Genomic DNA, 20,192 nt, shown 5'->3' with positions numbered 1-20,192 from the left:
ACCGCTGAACAAGCGCTGCACTGCGTCCGGGGCACGAGAGCAGCGCGGAAGCTAACCCCCGCCCGGATAGTTCGGCGCTTCGCGCGTGATGGTGACGTCGTGGACGTGACTTTCGCGCAGGCCCGCGCCCGTGATGCGAACGAACTGCGCCTTCTCATGCAGCTCCTTCATGTCCTTTGCGCCGACATAGCCCATTGCGGCGCGCAGGCCGCCGGCGAGCTGGTGCATGACGTTGCCGACCGGGCCCTTGTAGGGCACCTGGCCTTCGATGCCTTCAGGCACGAGCTTGAGCGCGTCCTTGATGTCCTGCTGGAAGTAACGGTCCGCCGAGCCGCGCGCCATCGCGCCGACCGAGCCCATGCCGCGATAGGCCTTGTAGGAACGGCCCTGCCACAGGAACACTTCGCCGGGCGTCTCGTCGGTACCGGCAAGCAGCGAACCGACCATGGCTATGTCGGCGCCGGCCGCGAGTGCCTTGGCGAGGTCGCCGGAGAATTTGATGCCGCCGTCGGCGATGACGGGAATGTCGGACTTCTTCGCCGCTTCCACCGCATCCATGATCGCGGTGAGCTGCGGCACGCCGACGCCGGCGACGATGCGCGTGGTGCAGATCGAGCCCGGTCCGATGCCGACCTTGATGCAGTCCGCGCCCGCATCGATCAGCGCCTGCGCGCCTTCGGAGGTCGCGACGTTGCCGGCAACGACCTGCACGGAGTTGGACAGGCGCTTGATGCGGTTCACCGCGTGTAGCACGTGACGGGAATGGCCGTGCGCGGTGTCGACGACGACGAGGTCGACGCCGGCATCGATCAGCCGCTCGGTGCGCTCGAAGCCGGTATCGCCGACCGTGGTGGCGGCGGCAACGCGCAGGCGGCCCTGCGCGTCCTTGCAGGCGAGCGGATGGGCGACCGCCTTCTCCATGTCCTTGACGGTGATCAGGCCGACGCAGCGATATTGCTCATCGACCACGAGCAGCTTCTCGATGCGATGCTGGTGCAGCATCCGCCGCGCCTCGTCCTGGCTGACATTCTCGCGCACCGTGACGAGACCTTCATGCGTCATCAGCTCGGAGACTTTTTGCCGGCGATCGGTCGCAAACCGCACGTCGCGGTTGGTGAGGATGCCGACCAGCTTGCCCGGCGTGGACTTGCCGGCGCCGGTGACGACGGGAATGCCGGAGATGCCGTGATCGCTCATCAGCTTGAGCGCGTCGTCGAGGCTGGCTTCGGGACTGATGGTGAGCGGGTTCACCACCATGCCCGACTCGTAGCGCTTGACCTGCCGCACCTGCGCGGCCTGCCCTTCAGGGTCGAAATTGCGGTGGATGACGCCGAGGCCGCCGGCCTGCGCCATGGCGATCGCCATGCGCGCTTCGGTGACTGTGTCCATGGCGGAGGCCATGATCGGGATGTTGAGGGGAATGGCGCGGGTGACGCGGGAACGGATGTCGACCTCGCCCGGCATGACGTCCGACAGGCCCGGCTTCAACAGCACGTCGTCGAACGTGAGGGCTTCGCGAATGCCTTGAAGTTGCACCGTGGCCATCTTGCCAACTCCTTCCAGCGGCCCTGCCGCAAATAGCTATGGATGAGCGCCGCCCTCGGCGTACCTTGCGGCAACGCCGGAGAATCGGAGCCCATCGGTGGGGTTGACGCGGGTCGATAGCACGGCTGGGCGACGAATCAAAGCAAATCGGACCGCTGGCCAGCCATGCACAGGCATTTTGGGTAAATCAGCGTGGATAGCCTGGCGGCAGGCCGTGCCGGCGGATCGCATCCACGACCTCCCGGTGGCGCCGGTCCTCCCGCTTCACGTGCACCGCGATGAGGGCGTGGGCCGACGGGACAAGAAGCAGGACGTGGAAGACCAGGCCCAAAATCGCGCAGACGGCGCACAGCACGAGGTTGAGGATCGCCGCGAACGGCTGTCCGTTCATGAGCAGCCCGATCGGCGGCAGCAGCGCGGCAAGCAGGTAGATCATCGCGACGTCTCCGGCCTCAGGTGCAACCGCTTTGGGGTCACACCGTTGTTACGCGGGATTTAGGTGCTATGCGTTGATCCGCAATGGTCCCGGGTCTGTGGCGGTGATAAGCCGCAATTCTCGCCATTCCTCCTGCTCTCCATTACCAATCCGTCATGGTCGACAAGCAACGCATCATCCCGCTGATCGTGGCCACTGCTCTCTTTATGGAGAACATGGACTCGACGGTGATCGCCACCTCGCTGCCGGCGATCGCGGCCGACATCGGCACCAGCCCGCTGACGCTCAAGCTAGCGATCACCTCCTATCTGCTGTCGCTTGCAGTGTTCATCCCGGCGAGCGGCTGGACCGCCGACCGGTTTGGCGCGCGCATGGTGTTCGCGATTGCCGTCGGGGTGTTCATGGTCGGCTCGGTCGGCTGCGCGCTGTCGACCTCGGTCACCGATTTCGTGTTCGCGCGGATCCTGCAAGGCATGGGCGGGGCGATGATGACGCCGGTCGGGCGCCTCGTGCTGCTGCGCTCGGTCGACAAGAGCGCGCTGGTCAACGCCATGGCGTGGGTGACGGTCCCTGCCCTGATCGGCCCCGTGATCGGCCCCCCGCTCGGCGGCTTCATCACCACTTACGCGTCCTGGCACTGGATCTTCCTGATCAACATCCCGATCGGACTGCTCGGCATCTTCATGGCCTTGCGCTTCATCGATCCGATCAAGAGCGAAGAACGGGAGCCGTTCGATCTCTATGGCATGGTGCTGGCGGGCATGGGACTTGCCGGCATTGCGTTCGGCCTCTCGGTCGCCGGTCTCAACCTGCTGCCCTGGAGCACGGTCGCCGCGCTGGTCGTCGGCGGATCGATCTCGATGACGCTGTATGTCCTGCACGCCCGGCGGACGGGATCGCCGGTGCTGGACTTTTCCCTGCTGAAGCTGCCGACGCTGCGCGCGGCCATTTTCGGCGGTTTCATGTTCCGGCTTGGCATCGGCGCGCTGCCGTTCCTGCTGCCGCTCCTGATGCAGATCGGTTTCGGGCTGTCGCCGTTCAAATCCGGTCTCGTGACCTTTAGCTCCTCGCTCGGCGCCATGGGCATGAAGGCGCTGGCGGCGCGCCTCATCCGGACCTTCGGCTTCCGCAATCTGATGACGGTGAACGCGATCGTCAGCGCATTCTTCCTCGCCGCCTGTGCGCTGTTCACGGTGACGACCCCGCTGCTCATCATCATGATCATCCTGGTGGTCGGAGGCTTTTTCCGCTCGCTCGAGTTCACCGCGATCAACACGGTGGCCTATGCCGACGTCGAGCCCCCGCAGATGAGCCGCGCCACCACGCTCGTCAGCGTCAACCAGCAGCTCGCGGTCTCCGCCGGCGTCGCCGTCGGCGCAGCGTCGGTGGAGACGACGATGTGGTTCAGCCATGTCAGCGAGCTCAACGCCACGGTGTTCGCGCCGGCCTTCATCGTGGTCGCGCTGACCTCGGCGGCATCGAGCTGGTTCTTCTGGCAGATGCCCGATGATGCCGGCCACGAGATCTCCGGCCGCAAGGCGGTGGAGATCGCGAGCCGCAAGGGTGCCGCAAAGAGCGCGGCAAGTGCCGCCGTCAAAACCGCAACCGAGGATACCCAGGACGCCCGCGACCAGCGGCTGGGTTAGTCCCACCTCGTCGTCGCGAGAGCTCCTCGCAATGACGACGTTTGCGGCTACGTTTCCGCACCGCCCCGAAATCCCGTCGCCAGCACGTAGCGCTCCGACGAATCCTGCCGGCTCGCGGCGGGCTTGACGTGACGCACCGTCGCAAAGTCGCGCTTGAGCTGGGCGAGCAGATCGGCGTCGGCGCCGCTCTGGAACGCTTTGGCCAGGAACGTCCCTCCGGGCTTGAGCACGTCGCAGGCGAAGGCGGCCGCGGTCTCGATCAGGCCGACGATGCGGAGCTGGTCGGTCTTGCGGTGACCGGTGGTGTTGGCGGCCATGTCGGACATCACAAAGTCGGCGCCGCCGCCGAGCATGGCCTTGAGCTTTTCCGGGGCGTCGTTGTCCATGAAGTCGAGCTGGGCGAACTCAACGCCGGCAATCTCGGGCATCTCCAGCAGGTCGATCGCGACGACCTTGCCTTTTCCATCGACCGAGCCGACGCGCTTGGCGGCGATCTGGCTCCAGCCGCCCGGCGCGGCGCCGAGATCGACCACCGCCATGCCGTGTTTCAGCAAACGATATTTGTCGTCGATCTCGAGCAGCTTGAAGGCGGCGCGCGAGCGATAGCCCAGCGACTTCGCCTTCACCACATAGGGGTCGTTGAGCTGCCGCTCCAGCCAGAGCTTCGACGACAATTTGCGCTTGCCGCCGGTCTTGACCTGGACGTGCAAGCGGCCGGTGGTGTCTTTCGCCATCTCACCAGCTCCTGAGCGCGCCGTCCTCGCGCATCATCTCGACCAGCATGCCCTCGCGCAGGCCCCGGTCGGCGACGCGCAGGCGTGGCAGCGGAAAGGCGCGGCGGATCGCGTCGAGAATGGCGCAGCCGGCCAGAACGAGATCGGCGCGCTCGACGCTGATGCAGTTGTTGTTCGCGCGCTCCTCGTAACTCATGCCGAGCAGCTTGCTGATGGTCGCGGTGAGGTCGGAATCGTTCATCCAGACGCTGTCGATCCGGCGGCGGTCGTAGCGCGCGAGGTTGAGATGGATGCCGGCGAGCGTCGTCACCGTGCCCGAGGTGCCGAGCAGATGCATGTCGGCGAGATCGCCGCCATGCTGTTCGGCGAAGGGGGCGATGTGTTGGGCGACCTCGTGCTCCATCGCGGCATAGATCTCCGGCGTCACGTCACGGCCACCGAACTGCTCTGCGAGCGTGACCACGCCGAACGGGATCGACATCCAGGCCTTGATGCGCGGCTCCGGATTTGCGGCGTCCCGCTCGATCCGCACCAGCTCGGTCGAACCGCCGCCGATGTCGAACAGGATCGCGCCGCGCCCCCTCGGATCGACCAGCGGCGAGCAGCCGAGCACGGCGAGCGCAGCCTCGGTCTCGCGGTCGATCACCTCGAGCTCGATGCCGGTCTCGGCCGCGACGCGGCTGCGAAAACCCTCGGCGTTCGAGGCCGCACGGCAGGCCTCGGTCGCGATCAGCCGCAGCCGCCGCGCCTTTCTCAAATTGATCTTGTCGCGGCAGATGCTGAGCGCGGCAATGGCGCGCTCGATCGCGGCCTCGCTGATGCACCCCGTCGCCGAGACGCCCTCGCCGAGCCGGATGATGCGCGAGAAGGAATCGACCACGCGAAAACCGTCTTGGGTCGGGCAGGCGATCAGGAGCCTGCAATTGTTGGTGCCGAGGTCCAGCGCCGCGTAGACGCCGGTTCCCGGCGCTTGCGCGGCGACGGCCGGTTCGGGGGCCAACGCCACCGCCGCCATCGACCCCTCGAGCTCACCGTGCGGCGCATGGCCGTCGCGGAGCCGCGTGTGGTCATTCATACAAACTGTCTTTCCGCGGCCCAAGGGGCCGATCTGGAATTGCTTTTTCGCCTGAAACATTAGCAGCGCGGCAGGTCTGCGCAACAACGCATCACATAGGACCATGCCCATTCGTGCGTTGTCGTGAACGGGGTGGTGGGTTATTTTTGGAGGGTCCGGTCCTCTAGGCGCCCCCCAAACCGCGCAATTGCCGGCTTTTCAGGTCAATTCCATGCAAGAACACACCAAATCGTCCACGCTCGAAAACGCTATTGCACTGCAAAAATATGGCGTCGGACAACCGGTCCGCCGCAAGGAGGACGACACGCTGGTGCGCGGCAAAGGCCGCTACACCGACGATTTCAACCTGCCGGGCCAGGCCCATGCCGCGATCGTCCGCTCGACCCATGCCCATGGGGTGATCCGCGGCATCGGCCTTGATGCCGCCAAGGCGATGCCGGGCGTGCTGGGGGTATGGACCGGGAAAGACCTCGATGCCGCCGGCTACGGTCCCTTCACCTGCGGCCTGCCGCTGAAGAACCGCGACGGCTCGCCCCTGCTCCAGACCAACCGCCAGCCGCTCGCAACCGACAAGGTCCGCTTCGTCGGCGATCCCGTCGCCTTCGTGGTGGCGGATACCCTGGCCCAGGCGCGCGACGCGGCCGAGGCCGTCGAGCTCGATATCGAACCGCTGCCGGCGGTGACGGATCCCGAGGAAGCCGCCCAGCCCGGCGCGCCGCAGCTTTACGACCACATCCCGAACAATGTCACGCTCGACTACCATTATGGCGACATGGACAAGGTGAACGCAGCCTTCGCCAGCGCCGCCCATGTCACCAGGATCGACATCGAGAACACCCGTGTCGCCGTGGTCTCGATGGAGCCGCGCGTCGGCCTTGCCTCCTACGACAAGAAGACCGAGCGCTACACCATCCAGATGCCGACGCAGGGCGTCGCGGGCAACCGCGCCAACCTCGCCAAGAACCTGAAGGTGCCGAACGAGAAGGTGCGCATCCTCACCGCCAATGTCGGTGGTTCCTTCGGCATGAAGAACGTCAACTATCCCGAATACATGTGCATCCTGTACGCGGCCAAGGAACTCGGCCGCCCGGTGAAGTGGCTGGACGAGCGCTCGACCGCCTTCCTCTCCGACAGCCACGGCCGCGCGCAGAAGATTCATGCCGAGCTGGCGCTCGATGCCGAGGGGCATTTCCTCGCGGCGAAGCTGTCGGGCTACGGCAATCTCGGAGCCTACATCACCGGCGTTGCGCCCGGCCCGCTTTCGCTCAACACCGGCAAGAACTTTTCCAGCGTCTACCGTACGCCGCTGATGGGCGTCGACATCAAGACGGTCTTGACCAACACCACGCTGATGGGCGCCTATCGCGGCGCCGGCCGGCCCGAGGCGAACTACTACATGGAGCGGCTGATCGACCGCGCCGCCGACGAGATGGGCATCAACCGGCTGACGCTGCGCAAGCGCAATTTCATCAAGCAGAGCCAGATGCCGTTCCCGGCCTCCTCCGGCGTCACCTATGACAGCGGCGACTTCCAGGCGGTATTCAACAAGGCGCTCGACATCTCCGACCACGAGAATTTTGCCAAGCGCAAGAAGGAGAGCAAAAAGGCCGGCAAGCTGCGCGGCATCGCGGTCGGCTCCTACCTCGAGGTCACCGCGCCGCCGAGCCCCGAGCTCGGCAAGATCGTGTTCGATCCCGATGGCTCGGTGCAGCTCATCACCGGTACGCTCGATTACGGCCAGGGCCATGCCACGCCGTTCGCGCAGGTGCTGTGCGAGCAGTTAGGGGTGCCCTTCGACAGCGTCAAGCTGGTGCAGGGCGACAGCGACATCGTCCACACCGGCAACGGCACCGGCGGTTCGCGCTCGATCACCGCAAGCGGCATGGCGATCGTGGGCGCCGCCAAGCTCGTGATCGAAAAGGGCAAGCGCGCCGCCGCGCACATGCTGGAGGCCTCCGAGGCCGACATCGAATTCGAAGGCGGCAGCTTTACGATCGCCGGCACCGATCGCAGCATCGACATCATGGAACTCGCCAAGCGCATGCACGACGGCAAGATGCCGGAGGGCGTGCCCGACAGCCTCGACGTCGACCACACCAGCGAGCCGGTGCCCTCCGCCTTCCCGAACGGCTGCCACGTCGCCGAGGTCGAGATCGACCCGGACACCGGCGTCGTGCAGATCGTGCGCTACAGCGCGGTCAACGATTTCGGCACGGTGATCAATCCGCTGCTGGTCGCGGGCCAGCTCCATGGCGGCGTCGTCCAGGGAATCGGCCAGGCGCTGATGGAGCAAATCCGCTACGACGAGAGCGGCCAGCCGATCACGGGCTCGCTGATGGACTACGCACTGCCGCGCGCCGAGGACGTGCCGAACATGACGGTCGGCGACCACCCGGTGCCGGCCACGACCAATCCGCTCGGCAGCAAGGGCTGCGGCGAAGCCGGCTGCGCCGGCAGCCTGTCGACGGTCGTGAACGCCGTGATCGACGCGCTCTCCGACTACGGCATCAAGCACATCGACATGCCGCTGACGCCCGAGCGCGTCTGGCGCGCGATCCAGGACGCGAAGGGGGCGGCGTAAGACTGCTATTCACCTCTCCCCGCAAGCGGGGCGAGGTGAGGAAACTACGCCGCCGCCTGCTCGCGCGGCTGGTAGATCGCGGTGTGCTGGCAATGCGCCAGCGGCGTCGTGCCGTTGGCGACGACCAGCGCGTCGAACTCGACGAAGCGGTGACCCTTCTTCTCGTAATTCGCCGTGACCCTGGCCCGCGCAGTGATCTCATCGCCGGTGCGCGCGGCTGACAGCAGCTGCATGCGGCTGCCGACATGGATCCACGGCCCCAGGATGGTGTTGTCCACCAGCACGCGGTTCATCACGCGCTGGATCAGGCCGGGATGGCCGAGCCCCTCGCGCGCGAAGATCGGATCGGTCTCCCTGATGTCGGCGAGATAGCCGGCCGCGTCCTGTCCGGCCCAGCGGCGCGGTGTCGTTCCGAACCATTTGCCAGTCTCGAACGTCGCCGGGCTGACCGGCTTGCGCTCGGCGATAGCGGGAACATCGACATAGTCGCTCAGCGAAACCACGGGCGCGACCGCCGGCAGCGACGCCGTCCCGGTGGCGCAGAGCTCAGTACGGCTGAACACTTCGATCGTGAGCAGGCCGTTGTGCTCGGTGGCGTCGACGTCGGCGGTCTCGCCGTTATAGACCGGCTTGATGAAGCGGGCCTCGACCAGCCCGCGCGTCAGGAAATCGCGGCCCCGGCGAGCCAGCGGCACGTGCATCATGTAGGCGAAGACGTCGACGCCCGGGACCAGTCCGCCGGAAAAGCCGAAGCGGCGCGCCACCCTGTCGTCATGCATCTTGTTTTCTGATTGTTTCGCGGTGTTGTAGGCCTCGACGCGCCAGGTTTCGAGCCGGTTCGGCATGGCTTGGCTTTCCCCAAATTCTTGTTGCTTCGGGCCGATCGTAGGCCCCAGGGAACACCGGTCAATCCCCTCGCCTTTGCGGCCCGAATGGGGTACCACGCGGCGAATGACCGACACGACCACCCGCATCTATGTCGACGCCGACGCCTGTCCGGTGAAGGACGAGATCTACCGCGTTGCCAGCCGCCACGGCGTGCCCGTGAGCGTGGTTGCCGGCAATTTCATCCGGGTGCCGCAGGACCCGATGATCGAGCGCATCGCCGCCGGTGCCGGCATGGACGCTGCCGACGACTGGATCGCCGAGCGGGCCAGGCCGGGCGACGTGGTCGTGACATCGGACATTCCGCTCGCCAGCCGCTGCGTGAAGGCGGGTGCCGACGTGATCGCGCCGAACGGAAAACCGTTCACGGAAGAATCGATCGGAATGACGCTGGCGGTCCGCAATTTGATGACGGATTTGCGCTCGGCCGGCGAAGTCACCGGCGGCCCGCGATCGTTCGCGCCACGCGACCGCTCGACGTTTCTCTCTGCGCTCGACCAGACGCTGCGCCGGATCCAGCGTCGCCGCGCCGATCAGGCCGCAACGAGCCAGAATTCGAGTCAAGGCTGACATGGCGCCGCCGCTGATCCAACTCAAGGACATCAAGCTCACCTTCGGTGGCACACCGTTGCTGAACGGCGTCGAACTCAACGTCGCGACTGGCGAGCGGGTCTGCCTGATCGGCCGCAACGGCTCGGGCAAGTCGACGCTGCTGAAGATCGCGGCCGGCATCGTCGAACCCGACGGCGGCACGCGGTTTGTCCAGCCCGGCGCGACCGTGCGCTATTTGCAGCAGGAGCCGGATTTCGGCGAACACAAGACCACGCTCGCCTATGTCGAGGCGGGCCTCGCGCCGGGTGACGATCCCTACCAGGCGCGCTATCTGCTCGAGCAGCTAGAGCTCACCGGTAACGAAAACCCCGAAAACCTCTCCGGCGGCGAGGCGCGTCGCGCGGCGCTGGCGAGCGTATTGGCGCCCTCGCCCGACATCCTGCTGCTGGACGAGCCGACCAACCATCTCGACCTCTCCACCATCGAGTGGCTGGAAAAGGAGCTAGACAGCCGGCGCAGCGCGCTGGTGCTGATCAGCCATGACCGCCGCTTTCTCACCAATCTATCGCGCTCGACGGCGTGGCTCGATCGCGGCCGGATCAAGCAGATCGATCGCGGCTTTGCGTCGTTCGAGACCTGGCGCGACGAGGTGCTCGCCGAGGAAGAGCGCGATCAGCACAAGCTCGACCGCAAGATCGTCGACGAGGAGCACTGGCTGCGCTACGGCGTCTCCGGCCGGCGCAAGCGCAACGTCAAGCGGCTCGGCAATCTGCACGCGTTGCGCGACCAGCGGCGCAATTATCGCGGCACCGCAGGCAGTGCCAGTCTCGCCGCCGCCGAGGCCGAGCAATCCGGCAAGCTGGTGATCGAGGCGAAGGGCGTCACGAAAGCCTATGGCGAGCGCAAGATCGTCGAGAATTTTTCGACCCGCATCCAGCGCGGCGACCGGCTCGGCATCATCGGACCGAACGGCGCCGGCAAGACCACGCTGGTCAATCTTTTGACCGGCGGCGCACAGCCCGACTCCGGCACCATTCGGCTCGGCGCCAATCTTGAGATAGCGACCCTCGACCAGCACCGCGAAAGCCTCGATCCCAAATCGACGCTGGCCGAAGCGCTCACCGGCGGCCGCGGCGACCAGATCATGGTCGGCGGCAAGCCGAAGCATGTCGTCGGCTACATGAAGGACTTCCTGTTCGCACAGGAGCAACGCGGCACGCCGGTCGAGGTGCTCTCGGGCGGCGAGCGCGGCCGGCTGATGCTGGCGCGCGCGCTGGCGAAACCGTCGAACCTTCTGGTGCTGGACGAGCCGACCAACGATCTCGATCTCGAAACACTCGACGTGCTCGAAGACATGCTCGGCGACTACGAGGGCACCGTGATCCTGATCAGCCACGACCGCGACTTCCTCGACCGTGTCGTCACCTCGGTGATCGCGCCTGAGGGTAGCGGCAAATGGACCGAATATGCCGGCGGCTACAGCGACATGCTCGCGCAGCGCGGCGCTGACCTCAAGCGCGAGACGGCGAAGGCGCAAGCCCCGGCGGAGAAGAAAGAGGATCGGCTCGCAGCACCCGCCTCTGCGCCCAAGCGGCGCTTGAGCTTCAACGAGAAGCACGCGCTGGAAACGCTGCCGAAGATGATGGAAAAATTGCAGGCCGATATTGCAAAATTGCAGCGGGTGCTCGACGATCCAAACTTGTACGCCAAGGATCGCAAAAAATTCGACGACACGTCCGCCGCCATCGCCAAGGCGCATGACGAAATGTCCGCCGCGGAAGAGCGCTGGCTCGAACTAGAGATGCTTCGCGAAGAAATTGAACAGGCCTGACCCATGACAACTCCCCTCGCCGCAAAGATCGCCCGCGAATACGGCACGCCCTGCGCCGTCATCGACATGGACAAGGTCGAGCGCAACATCGCGCGGATCCAGAAGGCCTGCGACGACGCCGGCGTCGCGAGCCGACCCCACATCAAGACGCACAAGAATCCGACGATCGCGAAGATGCAGGTCGCGGCCGGCGCCAAGGGCATCACCTGCCAGAAGCTCGGCGAGGCCGAGATCATGGCCAATGCCGGCATCGACGACATCCTGATCAGCTACAATCTCCTCGGCGAAGAGAAGATGGCGCGGCTCGGCGCGCTGCAGGCCAGGGCCAACATGACGGTGGCCGCGGACAATTCGACGGTCGTCGCCGGCTTGGCCAGGGCCGCGGCGGCGTCGGGCCGTCCGCTCTCGGTCGTGGTCGAATGCGATACGGGACGCAAGCGCGCCGGCGTAGAGACCCCAACGGAGGCGATTGCGCTGGCGCGCGAGATCGCTGCGTCCAAGGGGCTGCACTTCGCGGGATTCATGCTCTATCCGACCGAGACCGGCTGGGCCGACGCCCAAAAGTTCTACGACGAGGCGCTGGCCGGCGTGCGCGCACACGGGCTGGACGCCAAGATCGTCTCCACCGGAGGCACGCCGAACCTGAAGAATCTCGGCAAGCTCAATGGCGGCACCGAGCATCGCTTCGGGACCTATATCTATAACGACCGCATGCAGGTCGCCGCCGGCGTCGCCACCTGGGACGACTGCGCGCTGCATATCTATTCAACCGTGGTGAGCCGCGCCGCGCCCGAGCGCGGCATTCTCGACGCCGGCTCCAAGACGCTGACATCCGACACCGGCGGGCTCGACGGCCACGGCCTGATCCTAGAGCATCCCGAAGCCAAGATCGCGCGCTTCGCCGAGGAGCACGGTTTTCTCGACCTCTCCCGCAGCAACACCAGGCCCAATGTCGGCGACGTCGTCCGCATCGTTCCCAACCATGTCTGCGTCGTCGTCAACATGATGGACGAAGTCGTGATGGTGCGCGGAGAAGAGATCATCGGCACGCTGCCGGTGGCGGCGCGCGGGAAATTGCGGTAGGCGCGGCCTCCTCAATCGTTATTGCGAGGAACGAAGCGATGAAGCAATCCAGATTGTCACCGCGGAAAGACTCTGGATTGCTGCGCTGCGCTCGCAATGACGGCAGTTAGCGCTTCAGCCACTCCAGCACGCCCCTGCCCGCGGCAGCTCCCGTCGCGAACGATGCCTGGAGCAGATAGCCGCCGGTCGGCGCTTCCCAGTCCAGCATCTCGCCGGCGGCGAATACACCTGGCAATTTGCGCAGCATGAAGCGTTGGTCGAGCTCATCGAAGGCAATCCCGCCTGCGGTCGAGATCGCGCGATCGATCGGGGCAACGCCGGTGAGCTGAACCGGAATTGCATTGATCAGATGGGCGAGATCGGCCGGCGAGAACGATGCCAGCGGCCGGCCGGATGCAATGGCGGCCTCCTGCATCAGGCCGATGCCGACCGGCGACACTTGCGCCGCCTTGCGCAGGAAGTTCGCGAGCGATTGCTTGCCGCGCGTGCCCGACAGTCGCTTGGTCAGCGCGGCAGCGTCGAGGTCGGGCCGGAGTGCGATCGTCAGCGTCGCCTGCCCGAGACCCAGCACCGCCTCACGCAGCTCCGCCGACAGCGCGTAGATCGCGCCACCTTCGATGCCGTTGCGCGTGATCATGGCTTCGCCGCGCACCGCGTGTGCACGAACAGTCAGCGCCACGCCCTTGAGCGGCTGGCCCTCGAAACGATCGCGGAACAATTCGGACCATGCGACGGTGAAGCCGGAATTCGCCGGCCGCAGTTTTGAGACGGCAATGCCTTTTGCTGCGAGGACACCGACCCAGCTGCCGTCCGAGCCGAGCCGCGGCCAGCTTGCGCCGCCGAGCGCGAACACGGCGGCATCGGCCGCGATGGCAAGCGCGCCCTCAGGCGTTTGAAACTGTAGCCGCCCCTCATCATCCCATCCGGTCCAGCGGTGCCGAAAGGCAAACCTTACGCCGCCAGCATCGAGACGCCGCAGCCAGGCCCGCAGCAAGGGCGAGGCCTTGAAAGCCTTCGGAAACACGCGCCCGCTGCTGCCGACGAAAGTCGGCTCGCCAAGGGCCTCGCTCCAGGCGCGCAGCGCATCCGGTGAAAATGCGTCGATCGCAGCTTGCAGCCTTGGCGCGGCCTCACGGTAGCGCGCCATGAACTGCGGCAGCGGCTCGCTGTGGGTGAGGTTGAGCCCGCCCCGGCCCGCCATCAGGAATTTGCGGCCCGCGGACGGCATCGCATCGTGCACGGTGACGCGGGCGCCGCCTTGCGCCAGCACCTCCGCCGCCATCAAGCCAGCGGGGCCGGCGCCGATGACGGCGACGGCCGTCAGAGCTTTACCCCGGCTCGCGCTGCAGCCTGCGCCACATATTTCTGCGTCTGCTCGAACGCCCCTTGCAGCGCCCTCGCCTTCGACATGTCGCTGATCTCGGCAAAATGCGCCGCGATCGCATCCGGCGTCCACTCGGCCTCGGGCAGGTTGATACCTTCGCTCTCCAATATCTTGATCACGGCGAAGGAGCCGGCACCGGCGCCCATGATGGTGCGGGTCGGCGCGTCCTCGCTGAGCATGTACTCGACCGCGGGCGTGATCGCGTTCGGCTTCATCAATTGCAGTGCCTGCGGCGGCAGCAGTTCCTCGGTCATGCGGGTCGCCGCCGTCGGCGAGATGATGTTGACTCGGATGTTGGTCTTGCGGCCTTCTTCCGCCAGCACGTTCATCAGGCCGACCATGCCGGACTTGGCCGCGCCGTAATTGGCCTGGCCGAAATTGCCGTAGAGGCCGGAGGACGACGTCGTCAGCACGATGCGGCCGTAGTTGCGGTCGCGCATGCCGGCCCAAACCGCCTTGCAGCAGTAGAAAGTGCCGACGAGGTGCACATCGAGCACCTTCTGGAAGTCGGCGGCTTCCATCTTGCCGAACGACTTGTCGCGCAGGATGCCGGCGTTGGCGCACATCAGATCGACGCTGCCCCACTCCCTGGTGGCGCGCTCGACCATGGCCGTGACCTGCTCGAAATTGGAGACGTCGGCGCCGTCGGCCATCGCGGTGCCGCCGGTTTTACGGATCTCCTCGACCACGGTCTCCGCTGGCGACAGCGAGCCGCCGCTGCCGTCACGCGCGCCGCCGAAATCATTCACAACCACCTTGGCGCCGCGGCTGGCCAATCCCAGCGCATGCGCGCGTCCCAGGCCATTGCCCGCGCCGGTGACGATGGCGACGCGTCCGTCGAACCTGATTGCCATGAGTAAAGTCCTGTTCTTCCCTTTCCTTCTCCCCGTGTGGGAGAAGGTGGCGCGAAGCGCCGGATGAGGGGTCTCTCTCCAAAGATGTGCTCGCGGAGAGAGACCCCTCACCCGCCTCGCGTTCCCCGAGAGGGTACGAGCGCACCAATTTGGACAGCTTTTGAGCAGCGATGGGTTGCCGGGTCAAGCCCGGCAACGACGCCTCAGGTCAGGCAAAATAGATCAACCCGAGCCAGTCTGCGACCAGCGCGGGCTTGTCCTCGCCCTCGATCTCCACCGTCACGTTGGTGCGGGACTGCAATTCGTTCGGCTTGCGGAGCTTGCCTTCCGTCAGAACGAAACGGCCGCGGACGCGCTTGCCCGAACGCACCGGAGAGATGAAGCGCAGCTTGTCGAAACCGTAATTGACGCCCATCGTGGTGCCGGCGATCACGGGCATCACCTCATAGGACATTATCGACAGCAGCGACATCGTGAGGAAGCCGTGCGCGATGGTGGTGCCGAAGGCGGTCTCCTTCCCGGCTCGCTCAGGGTCGACGTGAATGAACTGGTGATCCTCGATCACGTCGGCATAGGTGTCGATGCGGGGCTGGTCGATCAGGTGCCACGACGATACGCCGATCTCCGTGCCGACCATGCCCTGATAGGCATCCAGCGTAATCGGCGGCTTCTTCCAGACTTCGTTCACTTAGGTCTCACTCCGTGTCTTCGGCAGCTCCGGAAAGTCCTCTTCGCGGAATTCCCGGCCGCGCAGGGGATCGCTGCGGTCGTCCTCGCGCTCTAGCCGCCGGAGCTGAACGCGGCGGATCTTCCCCGAGATCGTTTTCGGCAGCTCGGTGACGATTTCGAGGCGGCGGATGCGCTTGAACGGCGCAAGGCGCGTATGCAAATGTTGGAAGATCGACAGCGCCGTCGCCGGCGAGCGCTCGGCGCCCGAAATCAGCAGCACGAAGGCTTTGGGGATCGCGAGCCGGATCGGGTCCGGGCTCGGCACCACGGCGGCTTCCGCAACGAGCTCGTGCTCCAGCAGCACGCTCTCCAGCTCGAACGGGCTGATGCGGTAGTCCGATGACTTGAACACGTCGTCGGAACGGCCGACAAAGGTGAGATAGCCGTCGTCGTCCGCAAAGACGACATCGCCGCTACGATAGAGATCGCCTTCCGCGCCGGAAAGCTTGCCGTCGTCGCCCTGATACCCCTGCATCAGGCCGGCGGGGCGGTTCGCGCCGAGCACCAGAGCCACCTCGCCCTCCTTGGCCGGATGGCCGTCGGCATCGCTCACCTGCACGCGATAGCCCGGCAGCGGCCGGCCCATCGAACCGACCTTGATCGTCTGGCCCGGCGAGTTACCAGCGAGCGCAGTGGTTTCCGTCTGGCCATAGCCGTCGCGGATGGTGAGACCCCAGGCGGCCTGCACCTGGTCGATCACTTCGGGATTGAGCGGCTCGCCCGCGCCGCAGACCTCGCGCAAGCTCACCTTGAACGCAGCGAGATTCTCCTGGATGAACAACCGCCACACGGTCGGCGGCGCGCACAGCGTGGTGACGCCGCAGCGGCCGATGGTGGCGAGCAGGCCCTTGGCGTCGAAACGCGGCTGGTTGACCACGAACACGGTGGCGCCCGCATTCCACGGTGCGAAGAAGCAGCTCCAGGCGTGCTTGGCCCAGCCGGGCGAGGAGATGTTGAGGTGGACGTCGCCGGGCTTCAACCCGATCCAGTACATGGTCGAGAGATGCCCGACCGGATAGCTGCGCTGGCTGTGCCGCACGAGCTTTGGTTTAGCAGTGGTGCCCGAGGTGAAATAGAGCAGCATCGGATCGTCGGCGTTGGTTGGGCCATCCGGCGCAAAACTCTCCGACGCTTTTGCGGCGTCATCGTAGGCAAGCCAGCCATCGGACGACGCGCCGACCACGACGCGGACGACATTCTCCACGCCAAGGCTTGCGAATTTCGCGACCTGATCTTCGGCGGCCACGACCGCTTTCGCCTTGCCGCGATCGAGCCGGTCGCGGAGTTCATCGGCGGTGAGCAGCGTCGTGGCCGGGATTACGACGACGCCGAGCTTCATCGCCGCCAGCATCGTCTCCCACAGCGGAACCACATTGCCGAGCAGCAGCAGCAGATGATCACCGCGCTTGAGGCCGTGCGCGCGGAGGAAATTCGCGACCTGGTTTGAGCGCTTCGAAAGCGCCGCGAAGGTCAGTTTTGTCTGCTTGTCCTGCGCGGCATCGACGATCCAGAGCGCGGGCCGATCCTTGCTCTCCGCGTTCGCCGCCAGCTCGGCATCGAACCAGTCGAGCGCCCAGTTGAAGGGAACCGGATCGGGCCAGCGGAAGCCCCTGACCGCTGTTTCGTAATCCGTGCGGTTATGAAGCAGAAACGCGCGTGCTTCCTGAAATGTCGTCATCAAGCTTTCCCGGCTAGCCCCCTAACGTGCTTGATAATTCCGGAAAAATCCACCCCGCCTTGGCCAGCCTTGTCGAAGGCCTGGTAGATTTCCTGCGCATGCTGGCCGAGCGGCGTTGCAGCGCCCGCGGCCTTGGCGGCGTCCTGCGCCAGCGTCAGATCCTTTACCATCAGCGCCGAGGCAAAGCCCGGCTTGTAGTCGTTGTTGGCGGGCGAAGTCGGCACCGGGCCCGGGACCGGGCAATAGGTCGTCAGCGACCAGCACTGGCCCGACGAGGTCGATGCGACGTCGAACAAGGCCTGATGCGAGAGCCCGAGCTTTTCACCGAGCGCGAACGCCTCGCTCACCGCGATCATGGAAATGCCGAGGATCATGTTGTTGCAGATCTTTGCCGCCTGGCCCGCGCCGGCGCCGCCGCAATGCACGATCTTCTTGCCCATCTTCTCCAGCACCGGCTTGGCCGCCGCGAACGCGCCCTCCTCGCCACCGCACATGAAGGTGAGCGTCGCGCCCTTGGCGCCGCCGGTGCCGCCGGACACCGGCGCGTCGACCGAGAGCACGCCGTGCTTGCCGGCGAGCGCATGCGCCTGCCGGGCGCTCTCGACGTCGATGGTGGATGAGTCGATGATCAGCGCGCCCTTCGCCATGGCGGGCAAGACCTCGTTCCAGACGCCGAGCACGTGCTTGCCGGCCGGCAGCATGGTGACGACGACGTCGGCACCCTTTACCGCGCCCGCAGCGCTGTCGGCGATGCCGGCGCCGTCGGCCTTGGCTTGCGCGCGCGAGGCTTCGACGAGGTCGAACGCCACCACCTTGTGGCCGGCCTTGACCAGATTAGCGGCCATCGGGCCACCCATGTTGCCGAGACCGATGAATGCGATCGTGGCCATTGTCGTTCCTCCGCTTGAGACTGTTGTTAATTGAACTTGAGTTCGTCGGCGCCGATCTCGGCAAGATACGGCGCAAGCATCCCGGGCGTCACATCCTCGATGCGCGGCGGCGACCAGGTCGGATTGCGGTCCTTGTCGATCACGGCGGCACGGACGCCCTCGCGAAAATCGTCGCTGCGGAAGACCTCCAGTGCGGCGCGATATTCACGCACCAGACATTCCTCCAGGCTCGAGGCGGCGCGCGCCAGCCGCAGCAGCTTCAGCGTCACCACCATGCCGCGCGGCGATTTCTCGTTCAACGTCTTCAGCGTGACCTGCGCGAACTCCGACCCGTCGCGTTTGAGCGCAGCGAAGATGTCCTCCATGCGGTCGAAACCGAACAATGCGTCGATCGCCGGCTCCTTGGCAGCGACCGGCCCTGCAGTCTCGCCGGTCGCAAAACCGTTGATGAGCTTGGTGACTTCGGCCGCTGTTGCACCCGTTCGAACCCTGGTCAGCGCCTCACGCAGCACCGGCCACTTGGCCGCCGGCACCACGGCGTCGGCGAACCTGGCGTGGATCGCGTCTGGCCCATTCATGGTCTGGCCGGTCAGGCCAAAATAGGTGCCGATCTCGCCGGGCGAGCGCGACAGCAGCCAGGTGCCGCCAACGTCCGGGAAGAAGCCCAGCCCGACCTCGGGCATCGCGAGCCTGGTGCGATCGGTGACGATTCGGTGGCTGGCATGGCCGGAGAGGCCGACGCCGCCGCCCATCACGAGGCCCTCCATGAACGCGACATAGGGCTTCGGAAATCTCGCGATCCGCGCATTCATGACGTATTCCTGGCGCCAGAACCGCGCGCCGAGGTCGCCACCTTCGCGCGAGCTCTCCCAGAGCCCGCGGATGTCACCGCCGGCGCAGAGGCCGCGCTCGCCCGCGCCTTCCAGCACGATCACCGCGACTTCTGGATCGGTCTCGAACCGATCGAGCGCCGCGTCGATGCCGATGGACATCTCCAGCGTCATGGCGTTGAGCGCCTTGGGCCGGTTGAGCCGGATCACGCCCGCCGCGCCCTCGCGGCGAACGATGAGGTCGCCCTCCTCCACCGCCGTCATCGCGCCCCCTCGATCAGTTTGCGCGCCACGATGAGCCGCATGATTTCATTGGTGCCTTCGAGGATCTGGTGCACGCGCAGATCGCGCACGATCTTCTCGATGCCGTATTCGCTGAGGTAACCGTAGCCGCCGTGAAGCTGCAGCGCCTGGTTGGCCACCTCGAAACCGGCATCGGTGCCGAACCGCTTGGCCATCGCGCAGAGCATGGTGGCGTCGGGGTCCTTGCGATCCAGCGCCGCCGCGGCACGCCACAGGAAGGTGCGGGCGGCCTCGAGCTCGATTGCCATGTCGGCGAGCTTGAATTGGAGCGCCTGGAATTCGTCGAGACGTTTTCCGAACGCCTTGCGCTCCTTCATGTAGGCGCGCGCCTTGTCGAGCGCGGTCTGCGCGCCACCAAGCGAGCAAGCCGTGATGTTGAGGCGACCGCCGTCGAGGCCGGCCATCGCGATCTTGAAACCGACGCCCTCCTCGCTCAACCGATTGGCCACCGGCACGCGGGCGTTCTCGAAGAGAACGGCGCGGGTTGGCTGCGAATTCCAGCCCATCTTGCGCTCGTTGGCGCCGAACGACACGCCCGGCGTGTTGCCGTCGATGACGAGGGTCGAGATGCCGCCGGGGCCGTCGCCGCCGGTGCGGACCATCGCGACCAAAAGGTCGGTGCCGCCGGCGCCGGAGATGAACTGCTTCTGACCGTTGAGGACGTAGTGATCGCCCTCGCGCACCGCGCGGGTGCGCAGCGCCGCCGCGTCCGAGCCCGCGCCCGGCTCGGTCAGGCAGTAGCTCGCGATCAGCTCCATGGTGCAGAGCTTTGGCAGCCATGTGTGGCGCTGGGTGTCGCTGCCATAAGCATCGATCATCCAGGACGCCATGTTGTGGATGGAGATGAAGGCCGAGGTGGTCGGACAGCCTGTCGCCAGCGCCTCGAAAATCAGCGCCGCGTCGAACCGGGTCATGGCGGAGCCGCCGACGTCGTCGCGGATGTAGATGCCGCCCATGCCGAGGGTTGCGGCCTCGCGCATCACGTCGACGGGGAAATGCTTCTCCTCGTCCCAGCGCAGCGCGTGCGGCGCGATCTTTTCCGCCGCAAACGCCAGCGCCATGTCACGAACCGCGACCTGATCCTCGTTCAGAGCGAACTGCATGCTGGGCTGCTCATATTTTCTCGTCATTGCGAGCGACGCGAAGCAATCCAGAC

At 65.9% G+C, this 20,192-nt stretch carries 17 protein-coding genes; 5 read left to right on the top strand and 12 right to left on the bottom strand.

Annotated features, from left to right (window positions below; all coding sequences use genetic code 11):
* Window positions 1–51: 51 nt before the first annotated feature.
* Window positions 52–1,545 (bottom strand): IMP dehydrogenase, encoded by a 1,494-nt coding sequence (guaB, locus tag OC450_RS19685; RefSeq protein ID WP_211383477.1) that lies wholly within the window; start codon window positions 1,543–1,545, stop codon window positions 52–54.
* Window positions 1,546–1,732: 187 nt separating this feature from the next.
* Window positions 1,733–1,981: a hypothetical protein gene (locus OC450_RS19680; protein ID WP_262048495.1), complete on the bottom strand. Its 249-nt coding sequence runs from the start codon at window positions 1,979–1,981 to the stop codon at window positions 1,733–1,735.
* Between the two features lie 155 nt (window positions 1,982–2,136).
* On the opposite strand from OC450_RS19680, the gene OC450_RS19675 reads away from it, so the two are divergent.
* A complete protein-coding gene (locus OC450_RS19675) occupies window positions 2,137–3,627 on the top strand; it encodes an MDR family MFS transporter (protein ID WP_211383475.1) in 1,491 nt (496 codons plus the stop codon).
* A 47-nt stretch (window positions 3,628–3,674) separates the two neighbouring features.
* Here OC450_RS19675 and OC450_RS19670 read toward each other — a convergent pair whose 3' ends face one another.
* A complete protein-coding gene (locus OC450_RS19670; RefSeq protein WP_211383474.1) occupies window positions 3,675–4,361 on the bottom strand; it encodes an RlmE family RNA methyltransferase in 687 nt (228 codons plus the stop codon).
* Window position 4,362: 1 nt separating this feature from the next.
* Entirely contained in the window at window positions 4,363–5,436 is a 1,074-nt protein-coding gene (locus tag OC450_RS19665; RefSeq protein WP_256806754.1) for a Ppx/GppA phosphatase family protein, read from the bottom strand.
* A gap of 211 nt (window positions 5,437–5,647) precedes the next feature.
* Between OC450_RS19665 and OC450_RS19660 the strand changes: the two genes are divergently transcribed.
* Window positions 5,648–8,017, top strand: coding sequence for a xanthine dehydrogenase family protein molybdopterin-binding subunit (locus OC450_RS19660; protein WP_262048494.1), 2,370 nt, complete (start codon window positions 5,648–5,650; stop codon window positions 8,015–8,017).
* Between the two features lie 44 nt (window positions 8,018–8,061).
* Here OC450_RS19660 and OC450_RS19655 read toward each other — a convergent pair whose 3' ends face one another.
* Window positions 8,062–8,862: a hypothetical protein gene (locus OC450_RS19655; protein ID WP_262048493.1), complete on the bottom strand. Its 801-nt coding sequence runs from the start codon at window positions 8,860–8,862 to the stop codon at window positions 8,062–8,064.
* Window positions 8,863–8,968: 106 nt separating this feature from the next.
* Between OC450_RS19655 and OC450_RS19650 the strand changes: the two genes are divergently transcribed.
* From OC450_RS19650 to OC450_RS19640, 3 genes are read left to right on the top strand one after another with little or no spacing between them, the layout of a single operon-like run.
* Entirely contained in the window at window positions 8,969–9,472 is a 504-nt protein-coding gene (locus OC450_RS19650; protein ID WP_211383470.1) for a YaiI/YqxD family protein, read from the top strand.
* Between the two features lies 1 nt (window position 9,473).
* Window positions 9,474–11,285, top strand: coding sequence for an ABC-F family ATP-binding cassette domain-containing protein (locus tag OC450_RS19645; protein ID WP_256806758.1), 1,812 nt, complete (start codon window positions 9,474–9,476; stop codon window positions 11,283–11,285).
* A 3-nt stretch (window positions 11,286–11,288) separates the two neighbouring features.
* Window positions 11,289–12,368, top strand: a complete 1,080-nt coding sequence (locus OC450_RS19640; protein ID WP_262048492.1) for a D-TA family PLP-dependent enzyme — start codon at window positions 11,289–11,291, stop codon at window positions 12,366–12,368.
* Between the two features lie 106 nt (window positions 12,369–12,474).
* Here OC450_RS19640 and OC450_RS19635 read toward each other — a convergent pair whose 3' ends face one another.
* The 7 genes from OC450_RS19635 to OC450_RS19605 all read right to left on the bottom strand — a co-directional run bounded on the left by OC450_RS19635 (window position 12,475) and on the right by OC450_RS19605 (window position 20,139).
* Window positions 12,475–13,692: an NAD(P)/FAD-dependent oxidoreductase gene (locus OC450_RS19635; RefSeq protein WP_262048525.1), complete on the bottom strand. Its 1,218-nt coding sequence runs from the start codon at window positions 13,690–13,692 to the stop codon at window positions 12,475–12,477.
* Entirely contained in the window at window positions 13,689–14,606 is a 918-nt protein-coding gene (locus OC450_RS19630; RefSeq protein WP_262048491.1) for an SDR family NAD(P)-dependent oxidoreductase, read from the bottom strand. The genes OC450_RS19635 and OC450_RS19630 overlap by 4 nt, the downstream gene beginning before the upstream one ends.
* A 208-nt stretch (window positions 14,607–14,814) precedes the next feature.
* Window positions 14,815–15,294 carry a MaoC family dehydratase gene (locus OC450_RS19625; RefSeq protein ID WP_211383466.1) on the bottom strand — a complete coding sequence of 160 codons (480 nt, stop codon included), beginning with the start codon at window positions 15,292–15,294 and terminating at the stop codon, window positions 14,815–14,817.
* A complete protein-coding gene (locus tag OC450_RS19620; protein ID WP_262048490.1) occupies window positions 15,295–17,013 on the bottom strand; it encodes an AMP-binding protein in 1,719 nt (572 codons plus the stop codon).
* Window positions 17,013–17,903 (bottom strand): 3-hydroxyisobutyrate dehydrogenase, encoded by an 891-nt coding sequence (gene mmsB / locus OC450_RS19615; protein WP_211383464.1) that lies wholly within the window; start codon window positions 17,901–17,903, stop codon window positions 17,013–17,015. The genes OC450_RS19620 and mmsB overlap by 1 nt, the downstream gene beginning before the upstream one ends.
* A gap of 26 nt (window positions 17,904–17,929) precedes the next feature.
* Window positions 17,930–18,997 (bottom strand): enoyl-CoA hydratase/isomerase family protein, encoded by a 1,068-nt coding sequence (locus OC450_RS19610; RefSeq protein WP_262048489.1) that lies wholly within the window; start codon window positions 18,995–18,997, stop codon window positions 17,930–17,932.
* A complete protein-coding gene (locus OC450_RS19605; RefSeq protein ID WP_262048488.1) occupies window positions 18,994–20,139 on the bottom strand; it encodes an isobutyryl-CoA dehydrogenase in 1,146 nt (381 codons plus the stop codon). Before OC450_RS19605 ends, OC450_RS19610 begins: the two co-directional genes overlap by 4 nt.
* Window positions 20,140–20,192 lie beyond the last annotated feature (53 nt).

The sequence above is a fragment of the Bradyrhizobium sp. Bra78 genome (genome assembly GCF_024519855.1).
Lineage (GTDB): Bacteria > Pseudomonadota > Alphaproteobacteria > Rhizobiales > Xanthobacteraceae > Bradyrhizobium > Bradyrhizobium japonicum_G.
Note: the sequence above shows the minus strand (reverse complement) of the source record. Positions and strands in the feature narration are given on the sequence as shown.